This is a genomic window from Bradyrhizobium sp. cir1 (assembly GCF_014198245.1).
GTDB lineage: Bacteria > Pseudomonadota > Alphaproteobacteria > Rhizobiales > Xanthobacteraceae > Bradyrhizobium.
Genome location: NZ_JACIHE010000024.1, coordinates 1 through 12,345, shown reverse-complemented (window position 1 = coordinate 12,345; position 12,345 = coordinate 1). Strand labels below are relative to the sequence as shown.

At 62.3% G+C, this 12,345-nt stretch carries 13 protein-coding genes; 8 read left to right on the top strand and 5 right to left on the bottom strand.

Going from position 1 to position 12,345, the window contains the following annotated elements; all coding sequences use genetic code 11:
- Nucleotides 1–370: 370 nt before the first annotated feature.
- A complete protein-coding gene (gene rpsT, locus GGD63_RS32760; RefSeq protein ID WP_035704405.1) occupies nucleotides 371–637 on the bottom strand; it encodes a 30S ribosomal protein S20 in 267 nt (88 codons plus the stop codon).
- A gap of 371 nt (nucleotides 638–1,008) precedes the next feature.
- On the opposite strand from rpsT, the gene GGD63_RS32755 reads away from it, so the two are divergent.
- The 3 genes from GGD63_RS32755 (at nucleotide 1,009) to GGD63_RS32745 (ending at nucleotide 3,029) form a co-directional block, all read left to right on the top strand.
- Nucleotides 1,009–1,326 carry a hypothetical protein gene (locus GGD63_RS32755; RefSeq protein WP_183248269.1) on the top strand — a complete coding sequence of 106 codons (318 nt, stop codon included), beginning with the start codon at nucleotides 1,009–1,011 and terminating at the stop codon, nucleotides 1,324–1,326.
- A gap of 169 nt (nucleotides 1,327–1,495) precedes the next feature.
- Nucleotides 1,496–2,152, top strand: a complete 657-nt coding sequence (gene msrA / locus GGD63_RS32750; RefSeq protein ID WP_183248267.1) for a peptide-methionine (S)-S-oxide reductase MsrA — start codon at nucleotides 1,496–1,498, stop codon at nucleotides 2,150–2,152.
- Between the two features lie 130 nt (nucleotides 2,153–2,282).
- A complete protein-coding gene (locus tag GGD63_RS32745; RefSeq protein WP_183248265.1) occupies nucleotides 2,283–3,029 on the top strand; it encodes a polysaccharide biosynthesis/export family protein in 747 nt (248 codons plus the stop codon).
- Nucleotides 3,030–3,156: 127 nt separating this feature from the next.
- Here GGD63_RS32745 and GGD63_RS32740 read toward each other — a convergent pair whose 3' ends face one another.
- Nucleotides 3,157–3,639 carry a hypothetical protein gene (locus GGD63_RS32740; RefSeq protein WP_183248263.1) on the bottom strand — a complete coding sequence of 161 codons (483 nt, stop codon included), beginning with the start codon at nucleotides 3,637–3,639 and terminating at the stop codon, nucleotides 3,157–3,159.
- Nucleotides 3,640–3,905: 266 nt separating this feature from the next.
- On the opposite strand from GGD63_RS32740, the gene GGD63_RS32735 reads away from it, so the two are divergent.
- From GGD63_RS32735 to GGD63_RS32720, 4 genes are all read left to right on the top strand, one after another.
- Entirely contained in the window at nucleotides 3,906–4,883 is a 978-nt protein-coding gene (locus GGD63_RS32735; RefSeq protein ID WP_183248261.1) for an ABC transporter substrate-binding protein, read from the top strand.
- Nucleotides 4,884–5,081: 198 nt separating this feature from the next.
- Nucleotides 5,082–6,101, top strand: a complete 1,020-nt coding sequence (locus tag GGD63_RS32730; RefSeq protein ID WP_183248259.1) for an ABC transporter substrate-binding protein — start codon at nucleotides 5,082–5,084, stop codon at nucleotides 6,099–6,101.
- A gap of 229 nt (nucleotides 6,102–6,330) precedes the next feature.
- Nucleotides 6,331–7,281 carry a ketopantoate reductase family protein gene (locus GGD63_RS32725; RefSeq protein ID WP_183248257.1) on the top strand — a complete coding sequence of 317 codons (951 nt, stop codon included), beginning with the start codon at nucleotides 6,331–6,333 and terminating at the stop codon, nucleotides 7,279–7,281.
- A 550-nt stretch (nucleotides 7,282–7,831) separates the two neighbouring features.
- Nucleotides 7,832–8,383, top strand: a complete 552-nt coding sequence (locus tag GGD63_RS32720) for a DUF3237 domain-containing protein (protein WP_183248255.1) — start codon at nucleotides 7,832–7,834, stop codon at nucleotides 8,381–8,383.
- A gap of 220 nt (nucleotides 8,384–8,603) precedes the next feature.
- Here GGD63_RS32720 and GGD63_RS32715 read toward each other — a convergent pair whose 3' ends face one another.
- The 3 genes from GGD63_RS32715 to GGD63_RS32705 all read right to left on the bottom strand — a co-directional run bounded on the left by GGD63_RS32715 (nucleotide 8,604) and on the right by GGD63_RS32705 (nucleotide 10,775).
- Nucleotides 8,604–9,278: a dienelactone hydrolase family protein gene (locus GGD63_RS32715; RefSeq protein WP_183248253.1), complete on the bottom strand. Its 675-nt coding sequence runs from the start codon at nucleotides 9,276–9,278 to the stop codon at nucleotides 8,604–8,606.
- Between the two features lie 379 nt (nucleotides 9,279–9,657).
- On the bottom strand, nucleotides 9,658–9,990 hold the full coding sequence (locus GGD63_RS32710; protein WP_183248251.1) for a hypothetical protein: 333 nt from the start codon (nucleotides 9,988–9,990) through the stop codon (nucleotides 9,658–9,660).
- Complete coding sequence (locus GGD63_RS32705) at nucleotides 9,987–10,775, bottom strand: alpha/beta fold hydrolase (protein ID WP_183248249.1); 789 nt, start codon at nucleotides 10,773–10,775, stop codon at nucleotides 9,987–9,989. The genes GGD63_RS32710 and GGD63_RS32705 overlap by 4 nt, the downstream gene beginning before the upstream one ends.
- 307 nt (nucleotides 10,776–11,082) lie before the next feature.
- Between GGD63_RS32705 and GGD63_RS32700 the strand changes: the two genes are divergently transcribed.
- The gene (locus tag GGD63_RS32700) at nucleotides 11,083–12,177 is read left to right on the top strand and encodes an HD-GYP domain-containing protein (RefSeq protein WP_130363852.1); all 1,095 of its coding nucleotides are present in this window, start codon (nucleotides 11,083–11,085) and stop codon (nucleotides 12,175–12,177) included.
- Nucleotides 12,178–12,345: the final 168 nt, after the last annotated feature.

Below are 12,345 nucleotides of genomic sequence, written 5' to 3'. Positions count from 1 at the left end.
CGATAAGTGATTAGCGAGCCATCGTTTTTTGAGTCTCGTTTCACAGGGTAACTCCACCTGTGGCAGCGTTCCGGTGAATCTACGGTGTGCAGAACTTTTCCGCGCGCGAATTCATCTTAGCCGCGCGCCGCAGGGGTTTTTTGCAACGCAGTGAAAGTTTCCGCTGTTGCACAAACATCCGCAGGTAGAGCTGCGGAACGCATCATAATGCGGTCGATGCAAATCTTCCACGCGGAGATTGCGAGGCGCATGACCGGTTGCGTGAATATGACAGGCAACAAAAAAACCCGGCGCGATGCCGGGCTCTTTGTCGTGCCGATCGGATCAACCGATCAGATGATGTCGCAAGTTTGCTTGCTTAGCTGCAAGTTTACTTCGCGAGCTTGGCAATCTGCGCGGTGAGGCGCGAGACTTTGCGGCTGGCGTTGTTCTTGTGAATGATGTTGCGCTGGGCGGCGCGCATCAGGGCGGGCTCGGCAGTCGCCAGCGCCTTCACGGCAGCGGCGCGATCGCCGGTCTTGATGGCTTCCTCGACAGTGCGCACGGCGCCGCGCATCTGGGTGCGGCGCGACTTGTTGACGGCGGTGCGACGGGCGATCTTGCGCGTCGCTTTCTTGGCGGAAGTGGTATTGGCCATGGTCTCAATATCCTTTGCGGGTACCGGTCGCGTCTTGGTCGGGTAGCGCCGGCTTGCTTGACCGCGGAATCGACGCTCGGATTTAGGGTGTTCGGTTGCTGGCCGTTCCCGGAACATGAGGCCTAAAGAGCCTGCAACTGCTCAAAGAACAGCGGCGGCAGGATTGCGCCCGCCGCCAGTTGGCGCCCTTATAGAGAGGGTCTGTGGCACCGTCAACGCTTTCCGGGCTGGAAAACCGGCCTCTGGTGGGCTGGACGGGGGCCGTAACGCCCTGAACAGGTTGAATTTCTGCCGTTCCCCGGCTATTGGCTGGCGGCATTTGATCGGCGTTTCTTGGGCTCGTCCGATCGGACAACCGTATAGGGTGAGGCATGATCCGCGGCTTTTTCCGACTGATTGGGCTGTTGCTGCTCGCCGGCGGGTTCATCTTCATGGTCTATGACGGCGCCCGCTGGGTCGCCGACCAGACCCTGCGGTTCACCCGGTTCGGCCAATTCTGGAACGACATCAACCAGGCCAGCCAGGCGGCATTCCGGACCTGGGTCGAGGCCAAGGCGCCCTGGCTCTGGACCTCGGTGATCCGCCTCGTGCTGGACCAGCCGGTCTTCGCCGTCCTCGGCATTCTCGGCATCCTGCTGATGGTCCTGTTCCGGCCGCGCAAGCCGCTGATCGGCTATACCCGGGATTGATCCTTCAATTCCCGCCGGGATTGACCCACCGCGCTGAGCGCAGCGTAACAAGGCTGCCCCTTTGCGCGTAAAGACCTATATTCCCACCTGATCGCGAGCACGCCGCCTGAGCGCCTGGCTTAGGACATACGGACTTGGGCGACGCACGGCTCGTTTCGGAGATCCGATCATGCTGTTCATGCGCAAGACCACCGCATTGCCGAGCGCAGCTGAGGCGCTGCCGGGCCGTGCGCAAGCCATCCCGACCGCGACCACTCATTTCGTCAACGGTGCGAAGTTGCAGCCGCCTTATCCCGCCGGCCTCGAGCAGGCGGTGTTCGGCCTCGGCTGCTTCTGGGGCGCCGAGCGCAAATTCTGGGAGCTCGGCGATGGCATTTACACCACCGCCGTCGGCTATGCCGGTGGCCACACGCCGAACCCGACCTATGAAGAGACCTGCTCGGGCCGCACCGGCCACACCGAGGTGGTGCTGGTCGTGTTCGATCCGAACAAGATCTCCTACGAGAGGCTCCTGAAGACGTTCTGGGAGAGCCACAACCCGACGCAGGGCATGCGCCAGGGCAACGACGTCGGTACGCAGTACCGAAGCGCGATCTACACTTATAGCGATGCGCAGAAGAAGGCCGCCGACGCGTCGAAGGCGCTCTACCAGAAGGCGCTTGCCGCCAAGGGCCTCGGTGCCATCACCACCGAGATCGCGCCGGCCGGCGCGTTCTATTTCGCCGAGGACTACCATCAGCAATACCTGGCGAAGAATCCCGCCGGCTATTGCGGCCTGGGCGGCACTGGCGTGTCCTGCCCGATCGGCGTTGGCGTGAGTGTGTAGGCCAGCCGCGAACGAGGTGTCACTTACCCTCCCCTGGAGGGGGAGGGTGCGACCGTCATTGCCCCCTCAACGCTTTATTAACCATAACCGGTGCATCACTGGAGCCATCTCGTTTCGAGGGACAGGTCCGGTGCCGGTTGCACGCGCGTTTCGATGGTCGATCTCGGCAACGTCCTTGGCAGCGTCCGCCGCGCTCGCCCTGGGCGGCTGCATGCAGACCGCCGGCCCTGTTGCGATGGTGCAGCCCCGCCCCGATCTCGATTCGATGGCCTATGGCCAGCCCTACAGTGCACCGCAGCCGGTCGTCGTCGCCGACGGTGGCGGCGCCATCGGGGCACTGCGCAATTCCTTTGCCTCCGCGCCTGCGCCCATGCCGGTCGGCTACGCCGCGCCGATGGCGGCGCCGGTCCGCTACGACGCCTCCTACCATCTCGATGCCGGCGACAAGCTCCGCGTCGTGGTCTACGGCCAGGAAGGTCTCACCAACAGCTACGCCATCGATGCCGGCGGCTCCATCACCATGCCGCTGATCGGCGCGGTGCCTGCGCGCGGCCGCACCACGGCAGGGCTGGCCGGCGAGATCGCCGCGCGCCTGCGCAACGGTTACATCCGCGAACCCTCGGTCGCCGTCGAGATCGACACCTATCGCCCGTTCTTCATCCTCGGCGAAGTCTCCGCGCCCGGCCAATATCCCTATGTGCCGAACATGACCGTCGAAAGCGCCGTTGCGATTGCCGGCGGCTTCTCGCCGCGCGCCAAGCGCGACGTGGTCACCGTGACGCACACCGAAGCCGGCGGCGCCATGCGCGCCGTGGTGCCGCTCGGCACCCCCCTGGCGCCGGGCGACACCGTGTTCGTCGGCGAGCGCTGGTTCTAAGACTCTCTCTCCTCGTCATTCCGGGGCGCGCCGACAGGCGCGAGCCCGGAATCCATTCCACCACCGACTCTGTCGCCGGATGGATTCCGGGTTCGCGCTTCGCGCGCCCCGGAATGACGCCTGAATTTCACCTTCGGAAATCCAGCCGTCCGTTCGGAAAACATCCGTCGATCCTGGCGGCATCGACCACGCGCCCGACCCACGGCCGCATGATCGCGGGATTGGTCAGGTTGATGTACTTGCCGACCAGCCGCTCGGTGTCGTCGCGCACGGCATCGATCAGCCCGTGCCGGCGGCCATGGTCCCAGTCAAAGCGCAGATAGATGCGCCCGCCCGCAATCCGAACTTCGGCGCGCCCTTCTTTCCATTGGTCCGGCGTATCACCCGCAATGGTCGGATCGGCACCGCCGTTCCAGCGGCTCGCCCAGATGCCTTCGAGCGGATCGGAGGATGCGGGAATGGACCCCCATTGCGCCGCGTTGGCGTCGGCGGCATCGCCGCCAAGCGTGGCGGAAGCGGCATAGTCCATCACCTCGGAATCATCGGGCGCCGGCACGTCCATGGTTCCGAACGGATTGCGGATGACGAGGTGCGTGATGGCTTGCTGCATGGCGATCTCCCGGCCTGAGTTGGCTTGATCGGCCAGCTTTATCGCCACGCAGCGTGATGCGCCCACCCGATTCCTGCTCTGAGCTGACGCGCGGAACCTAGGGCGCGTACTCATAAATGTCGGCTCACCAACGTAAAGCGGAGGTCACCCACCTTGAGCGTGACCTGCGGCTTGTGACCCTAGGCGGACATTTGTCGCCAACTAAGTGCCATCCCTGTGCTAGCCTACCTCAGGTACTTTTATTTTTCTTGACCGCGGGGGCGAACATGAGGCGCCGCGAGTTCATTGCGCTTCTCGGCACCACGGCGATGTCGTGGACGCGCACGGTGAAGGCTCAGTCAGGCCGGAAGATCGCCAGGATCGGCGTGCTCTGGCATGCCGGCAGCGCGGAAGAGGAACGTGAGTACCTCACGGTGCTCGTGAAGGCGTTCAGCGAACTCGGTTACGTCGAGGGCAAGAACGTCGAGTTCCTGCACAAGTTTCCCGCCGAACAGCGCGATCGGTTTCCCATCCTCGCGAGGGAGCTGGTCGAAAGCAATGTCGACGTCGCCATCGCGGTAACGATCCACGGCGCCGTTGCGTTGAAGCAGATCACGAGCACGATTCCGGTCGTATTTGTCGTTGTGCCAGATCCGATTGGGCTCGGATTGGTCGCCAGTCTGGCGCATCCCGGCGGCAGCATGACCGGGCTTTCGATGATGCAGACCGACCTGTCCGGCAAATTTCTGGCGCTTCTCAAGGAGGCCGTTCCGAACCTGTCCAGCGTGGCACTTTTCCGTGACTCCCTGGCGCCGCCGCGTTTGATCCCAGCCTACGCCGAGGCAGCAAAATCGCTCGGACTTGTCTTTCGTATGGTTGAAGTTCCATCGCCTGACGTCATCGAACAGGCTTTTGCGCAGGCGCAGCGCGATCACGTGGGCGGTGTCGTTGTTGTCGGAGTGATGATGTTCAACGAACGGGCGCGCGTCGGCGCAGCGGCCCTTGCGCACAGAATGCCGGCCGTCACCGTGAACGCGGAAGCGGTCCCGTATGGTCTCTTGATGTCGTACGGATCGGACTTTCCCGACTATTTCCGCAGGGCCGCCGGCTACGCCGACAAGATACTGCGCGGGGCAAAGCCCGCCGACCTGCCGGTCGAGCAGCCGACCCGCCTCAAGCAGGTAATCAATCTCAAGGTGGCCAAGGCGCTGGGGTTGACGATTCCGCCATCCCTGCTGGTCACCGCCGATGAAGTGATCGAATAGAGCTTTCTTCCTGATGCGTAAGTCCGGTTGTGGCCCTTCGCGACATATTGCATCGCCGCACGACCTCTGTCGCTAACGGGGTATAGCGGACATAGATAGGCCGCCGTCAATCGCAGAGGGCGACGCTCGTGACCCGAAGCGGACCTTGGGTGGCGTCCGGGCTTACCTTCCAGGGCCAGGCCTTTGGCGGTACGATGATTGTTGCTTGGTCTGGGGCAGCAAGTGAGGCGACGTGAGTTCATCGGAGTTCTCGGCGGCGCGACGGTTGGCTGGCCGGCTGTTCTTCTTTCCCCGCCGCTCGCCGCCGAGGCGCAGCAGGTGAACAAGGCTCCGCAAGTTGGGTTCCTTGCCATGGGGCGACACCCGGCCTTTCCCGTTTTCGTACAGGCTCTAAACGGCTTGGGCTGGGTTGAAGGCCGGAACGTCGTGCTGGAGCCGCGCTTCGCCGAACCAGGGAAGGCTGAGCAGTTCGATCAGCTAGCCGCGGACCTCGTGCAACAAGGTGTCGATGTGATCGTGGCATTGATCCAGCCAGAGATAATCGCGGCGCGGCGGGCCACGACGACGATACCAATCGTGATGGTCGTTGGCGTAAATCCCGTGGGTCAAGGTTTCGCAAGCAGCCTGGCTCGACCGGGTGGCAATGTCACGGGTCTCGCTTGGGACGCCGACCCGGAGTTCACTGCGAAGAACGTGGAGATTCTCCGTGAGTTACTCTCGGCGCCTCAACATATCGGCGGCATCATCGATCCCGCGTTTCCATCAACTGTCGGTTGGGAGGCCGCGCAGCGAGGGGCACTACAACTCGGCTTGGATCTTCATGGGGTCGAAGTCCGTAAGCCAGACCAAATGGAGAAGGCGTTCGCTGAGCTGCGGGCAGTACGCGCCGACGCTGTCCTCGTCTTCGGGGGATCGACGCTATTTGGAAGTCGAGACAAGATCGCGCAACTCAGCATGAACAATCGACTACCCGTCATGTTTCTGTACCGGGAAGGAGCAGAGGCTGGTGGCTTGCTTTCCTATGGTCCGAGCCTGCCCGATCTGTGGCGGCGTAGCGCTATTTACGTGGACAAGATCCTTCGAGGAGCACGTGCCGCCGAACTCCCGATTGAGCAGCCAACGAAGTTCGAACTCGTGATCAACCTTAAGACGGCAAAAGCGCTAGGGCTCACCATACCGCCGCTCCTGCTCACCCGCGCCGATGAGGTGATCGAATAGAATTGTAATTTGCTGCGGTGCATGAGTCTCTTATTGGCCCATCGCGACAAACTCGAACCGGCGCCTTGTTGTCGGCAATGAGGGGGAGACCGGACGCGGCGTCGACCAAGCCGAACCGTCGCGATTGACCCACAACGGACTTCGCCTCTAGCCCAAAGGGGGCTCAGCATGCTTTGATGCATCTGCAAAGAGGCAGAGGCAGAGGCAGAGGCAGACATGGGGGAAGCAAATGCGGTACCTAATTTTAGGTGCGGGCGCGCTCGGAGGATATTTTGGCGGAATGCTAATCAAGGGCGGCGCTGACGTGACGTTTCTCGTCCGGCCCGAGCGCGCTGCCCAACTTCAGCGGGACGGCCTGATCGTAAAGCTACAGGATGGCAGTGAACTCCGTACGAAGACTAAGACTGTCCAGCAAGGTCAGCTAAATGGGACCTACGATGTTGTTCTGCTGTCCTGCAAGGCCTACGATCTTGATGGGGCCATGGACGCACTTGCTCCGGCCATGACTGAGCAGAGTGTGATCGTGCCCGTACTGAATGGCGTGCGTCATATCGACGTTCTGACGGGGAGGTTCGGTCAGGCGCGCGTGCTCGGCGGCCTGACGACTATCAATGCTGCTCTGATGCCGGACGGCACGATCCAGCAGAGCCAGTTGCGCATCAATCTCAATGCAATTGGAGAGCTTGACGGTAGCACTTCCAACCGCTGTGCGGCCATCAAGGCTGACCTAGAAGCAGGCGGCGTTCCCGTCCAGATCAGCGACACCATCGTTGCAATGATGTGGGCGAAGTTCTTCGGCTTTGTTATTAGCGCAACGATAGCAAGCCTAACGAGGTCACGAGCGGGGGCAATCGCCCAGTCAGCTTCCGGACCATCGTTTGTTTCCGATGTAATCGACGAATGCACGCGAGTGGTAACGGCGGCTGGTTATCCGCCAGCTCCCCCTCCTGCTCCTGATGCGGCTGGTATTATGCGCGGCATGTTTTCTCAACAGGGATCGACCTACGGGCCATCGATGCTGATCGATATGGAAGACGGTCGGCCCACGGAAGGCGAGCATACGATTGGCGATCTAGCGGAACGCGCGGCCAAGATGGGCATTAGTGCGCCACTTCTTACTGCGGCTCGATGCAATCTCGAAGCCTACGAAGTCAACCGAGGTAAGCATTCCAAAACGTGATCTACGCGACGCGGCCCACACCTGATGGTTCGACGCGATGACCGCTATTTGGCCCAACTCGGACCTCCCGTTAGGTCCGCTATTGCGACGCTATCAGGGGCATATCGGACCTCACATACGTCCGATTTCGGCGCGGGTTTCTTCGACCGGCTAGCCGTTTACCCGCCCCGCAAACCCGGTTTACCGCGATTTATGCATGGGGCTCGCCCCGGTAGCCTACGACCGGTAAACGCACCGGTAGCCGTCTAAATGAAATCAAAGCGGGGAAATGAGACCGCCAGATATTCTCAAGGCGGGCCGTCGCGCGTCCCCGCGCGGTTTCGCGTTTTCGGTAGGACCCGGTGCAAAGCTTCAAAAGCAATCTTAGAGCACCTCAGCAAACGGGCGCGAAGGCATGCGATTGCCTGAGTCTTAGCTGAGCAGAAAAGGTTCATGTGTTGGCACGGAAATTTGCTGCTCCACAGCCTCTGCACCGGGCAGTAGCATTCAATTCATCCGGCGCGAGAGGATATCCATTATCTAACCGATTTATTTTGAGAGGGAGGACCAGATGCGCATGAAATTCAGAGAGTGCCTTCGAGTGAGCCTTGGTGCCTTTACGTTCCTTCTGATGGCCGAGCTATCTGCTACCGCCGGAGGCCCGACGGCATCGCTCCAGACGGAATTTCTCATGACCCTGTACGCCTCTCTGGACCCACCCGAGGTCGCTGACGCAAATTTGTTGATCTTCAATGTCCCCGCCGGATGGGTAGAGGGACCTCGGATCAAGGGCAAGATATTGCCGCCATCCGCAGACTGGGGACGAATAATGCCGGGCGGTGTGTTTAGGGTTGACGTGCGGGGCACAATCCAAACCGACGACGGAGAGATGATATTCATTTCCTACAACGGCGCTCGCCAATGCCCGAAAGAGGTCCAGGAGAGATTCGTCAAGGGAGAAGTGCTGAAAGCTGACGAGTGCTACTTCGTTACTGCGCCGACATTCCAGACCAAATCGGAGAAGTATGGTTGGCTCAACGCGATCCAGGCGGTTGGCAAGATGGTCGAGCAAAAAAGAGGAGAAGGCAGCTTCGTTAAGTACGACATTTTCGCGGTTAAGTAGGTTCTTCAACTATCTTTTTTGAACAAAAGGCGGGGGTTGGTCTTGACCGACCCCGTTTCTTTTCCGGCTCCACCTTCAAACTGTCTGCCAATCCGGCCTGTGAGGGCATCGTCGCCAAGTGCGCAGACCTCGGCTACGAAAGCGGCCGGTCGCGGCGATAACTGAAGATCAAGAACGGGAATTCTCCGGCGGCGCGGCGGGCGGAGGATGAGTACATGCCCTATTTCTTCAAATGCTTCGCGAAAAATTCCATGCTGCGCGGCCAAGCGATGTCGGAGCTGGCCTTGTCGTAGCTCGGCCGCTCGTCGCAATGGAAACCGTGCTGCGCCCCGGGATAGATGAAGACCTCGACGTCCGGCCGCCTGGTCTTGATCGTCTCGACATCGGTCAGCGGAATGCCGGCATCCTTCTCGCCGAAATGCAGCTGCGTCGGAACCTTCGGGGTCTCGTCGGCGAAGCGCACGACCGCGCCGCCGTAATAGCCGACCGCGGCCTTCAGCCCCGATAGCCGCGTCGCCGCGACGAAGGCGACGCTGCCGCCGAGACAGAAGCCGATGACGCCGACCGGGCCGATCGTCTTCACCGCGTCGATCGCGGCCTGGGTGTCACGCAGCATCGCAGCCCAGTCGGGATTGGCGACGAATTTGCGTGCTTCCGCGATCTCGTCAGGCGTATAGCCGGACTGGAAATTCGGCGTGGTCCGGTCGAAGATCGACGGCGCGATCGCGACATAGCCCTCTTTGGCGAGGCGGTCGCAGACCGAGCGGATGTGATGGTTGACGCCAAAGATCTCCTGGATCACCACGATGGCGCCTTTCGGCGTGCCGGCGGGATCGGCGCGATAGGCGCCCAGCTGGAAATTATCGGAGGCCGTCAGTTTGATGTCTTGTCCCACGCGGATTGTCCTTCTTGGTTGTCGCGAATTCAATCTTTCCGTCACCCTGAGGTGCGCGCGCCGCGGCGCATTGCGCCGTGGAGCAAGCCTCGAAGGGCGACGGCCCGGCTGCGTCAGGGCCGCTCATCCTTCGAGGCTCTTCATGGGACGCGTTGCGTCCCAAGTCTCGCACCTCAGGATGACGGAATTGACGGCTCCGTCATTGCGAACGCCGATCTCTCCCCGTCACCCTGAGCCGCGAGCCGCAACGCGTCTCGAAGAATGCAAGGCCGAGATGCAGCAGCGGGGCCTTCATCCTTCGAGACGCTTGCGGAGTTTATCATCCGGCCGCGCTTCCGCGCGGACCGGGTGGCAAGCTCCTCAGGATGAGGGTCAGCACCTACTCCCACATCCAGTTCTCGCCGTAGTCCTCTTTCCATCCCGCCAGCCGTCCGTGGCGGAATTGCAGGAACAGGCGATGGCGGTAGGGGATCAGCCCGCTGCCGCCGATGTTGCGAAGCGCGAGATAGATCTCGTTGCCGGGACGCCCGCGCACATATTGCAGCGGCTGTCCGAGAGCGCGCGCGGTCTGTTCGGCATCCATGCCGAAGGCGAGCGGCGTGTTATTCGACAAGGTGGTGACGAAAGGCTGGCGCGGCACGGTGCCGAACGGCTCGGCCTGCGCAGACATCGACAGCAACACTGCGCCCGCAGCCAACATTGCTCGCTTCATTGCCTACGTCCCTGTTCGGCCTGTCCCGGCAAGTTCTTCAGGAAAGGCACGACCGCGTCAACAAAAGCCTCGGGCTGATCGATGTTGACGGCGTGTCCGGCGGCGGGGATCACGACCTTTTGTGCGCCGGGGATTTTCGCGGCCATGTAGTCGGACGCGGCGAGGAACGGCGTGTCGTCGGCGCCGACCACGATCAGGCTGGGCACCTTGATGTCGGGCAACAGCTCAATCACGCGCGCATCGCGCTGGGTCAGCATGCCGCGCGCGGCCAGCGCGAGCCCCCTGGCATTGCGATGGGTGGCGGTGGCGCGCTCGCGCGTCGCCTGCTTCAGCACGTCGAGGCCTTCGCGGTCGAGCCTATCGGCGGTCGCGAGCGCACGCGCATTCCAGGCCTCGCGCGCGTCATCCTTCTTGAAGCCGGGACCGGTGTCGATGATCAAGAGCGCGCGAGCGCGTTGCGGATAAGCGCGATAGAAGGCGAGCGACATGTAGCCGCCGAGCGACAGACCGCCGATGATGGCGCGCGGCGCGCCGACGGCATCGAGGATCGCCGCCATGTCGCCGACGGTGAGTGTTTCGCTGTAGGCCTTGGGATCATCGGGATAATCGGACTGGCCGTGGCCGCGCATGTCCCACAGGATCAGCCTGTGGTCCTTCGCGAGCGCATCGACCTGGCCGTGCCACATCGCCGAGGTCGAGGAGTAGCCGTGGGTGAGCAGCAACGGCGGTCCATCGCCGTGAACCTCATAGTAGATCCCGACGCCGTCCCGATTGATCCCACGCATGGCTTTCCGCCCCTTCTTGTTTCCCGTTCATTCTAGCCGGGATCATTTCGATAGCGAGAGACGCCCTTGCGCATGAGCAGGATGTGCCTCGATGGGCCGCCCCGCGCGAAAAGCCCAGCATTTACAATGGCCGTCCTACTGTGCATGGGGTTGTTTTCGCCACTTGTGTTGTTCCGGTCCCGGAACCCGAATTCCCTAAAATTGCTTCCAATAGCGAAGGGTTCCATTGAGCACGCCTCTTAAGGCCCGGAGAACCTGATCCGGCTTAGGCTGATGCCAAATCCCGACCCGTGCCTTTGGGGAAGCCATGAACGCGCCAGCCAAAACCGCCGCCAAACGCCGGCTTCTGCTCGCCTCCGACCGGAGCGACGAGAGCACCGAGCTCGCCAGCATCCTGAAGGCGGTCGGCGAGGTCTCGACGGTGACCACCCAGGACATCCCCGAGCAGCCCTCGCGCGATCTCTCCGGACTCGTGGTCGACATCAACCTGCGCTCGCCCGAGAGCGTGCAGCGGGTGCGCAACAAGCTGCGCGGTGATGCTTATCGCTCGATGCCGCGGCTGTTCGTGCTCGCCGATGCCTTGCATCACGGCACCATGCAGGCCTGGGCGCTCGGCGCCACCGACACGATCTCGCGGCCGCTGCAGCCCGATGCCATCCTGCAGCGCATCCGCGCCGCCTTCCCCGACACCGCCACCTATGACGCGACCGATCGCGGCAAGACGCTCAACCGCGGCGTCGAGGCGGCGCATGCGGTGCTGAAGAAGATGTTCGAGAAGCTGCCGCTCGGCGTGCCCCTGACCTTCGACGACGTCATCGCCGCCGAGAGCAAGATCCTGAAGGCGATCAAGCACTCCTCGCTGCGCGAATGGCTCACCACGGTGGGCTGCCATCATGTCGGCAGCTACCGGCACTGCCTGTTCGTCACCGGCTTTGCGGTCTCCTTCGCGCAGCATCTCGGCATGCGCGAGGACGACCAGCGCCGCCTGACCCGCGCCGCGCTGCTGCACGACGTCGGCAAGGCCTTCGTGCCCTCCGCGCTGCTCGACAAGCCCGGCAAGCTCACCGACGAGGAGATGGCCGAGGTTCGCCAGCATCCACGCCGCGGTTATGACGCGCTCGCAGCCCAAGGCGGCTTCCCGCCGGAGATGCTCGATGTCGTGCTGCATCACCACGAATTCCTCGACGGCTCGGGCTATCCCAACGGCCTGTCGTCGAACCAGATCAGCGACATCGTGCGCCTGACGACCATCGTCGACATCTACGCTGCCTTGGTGGAGAAGCGCGCCTATCGCATGCCCTTCACGCATTCGCGTGCGTTCACGATGATGGAAGGCATGGGCGGCAAGCTCGACCAGCAGCTGCTCCAGGCGTTCCGCCCGGTGGCGCTGGGGTCGTTCTAGCGCGGCATTCTCCGCTGCCGTGGGCAAAGCGAAGCGTGCCCACCAATTCTAAGAACGTGGGCACGGCGCTGACGCGCCTTTGCCCACCCTCATATGGGTATTTGTGAGTCAAGGCCCTTCTGTTGGTCTGGGGCGAGATCGCGAGGTAGGAGGGCGGCGCGCGGAGCC

What these genes read in the sequence shown, in the direction of transcription:
- rpsT (WP_035704405.1), bottom strand. Translation starts at nt 637, where the DNA reads ATGGCCAATACCACTTCCGCCAAGAAAGCGACGCGCAAGATCGCCCGT.
- GGD63_RS32755 (WP_183248269.1), top strand. Translation starts at nt 1,009, where the DNA reads ATGATCCGCGGCTTTTTCCGACTGATTGGGCTGTTGCTGCTCGCCGGC.
- msrA (WP_183248267.1), top strand. Translation starts at nt 1,496, where the DNA reads ATGCTGTTCATGCGCAAGACCACCGCATTGCCGAGCGCAGCTGAGGCG.
- GGD63_RS32740 (WP_183248263.1), bottom strand. Translation starts at nt 3,639, where the DNA reads ATGCAGCAAGCCATCACGCACCTCGTCATCCGCAATCCGTTCGGAACC.
- GGD63_RS32735 (WP_183248261.1), top strand. Translation starts at nt 3,906, where the DNA reads ATGAGGCGCCGCGAGTTCATTGCGCTTCTCGGCACCACGGCGATGTCG.
- GGD63_RS32725 (WP_183248257.1), top strand. Translation starts at nt 6,331, where the DNA reads ATGCGGTACCTAATTTTAGGTGCGGGCGCGCTCGGAGGATATTTTGGC.
- GGD63_RS32720 (WP_183248255.1), top strand. Translation starts at nt 7,832, where the DNA reads ATGCGCATGAAATTCAGAGAGTGCCTTCGAGTGAGCCTTGGTGCCTTT.
- GGD63_RS32710 (WP_183248251.1), bottom strand. Translation starts at nt 9,990, where the DNA reads ATGAAGCGAGCAATGTTGGCTGCGGGCGCAGTGTTGCTGTCGATGTCT.
- GGD63_RS32705 (WP_183248249.1), bottom strand. Translation starts at nt 10,775, where the DNA reads ATGCGTGGGATCAATCGGGACGGCGTCGGGATCTACTATGAGGTTCAC.
- GGD63_RS32700 (WP_130363852.1), top strand. Translation starts at nt 11,083, where the DNA reads ATGAACGCGCCAGCCAAAACCGCCGCCAAACGCCGGCTTCTGCTCGCC.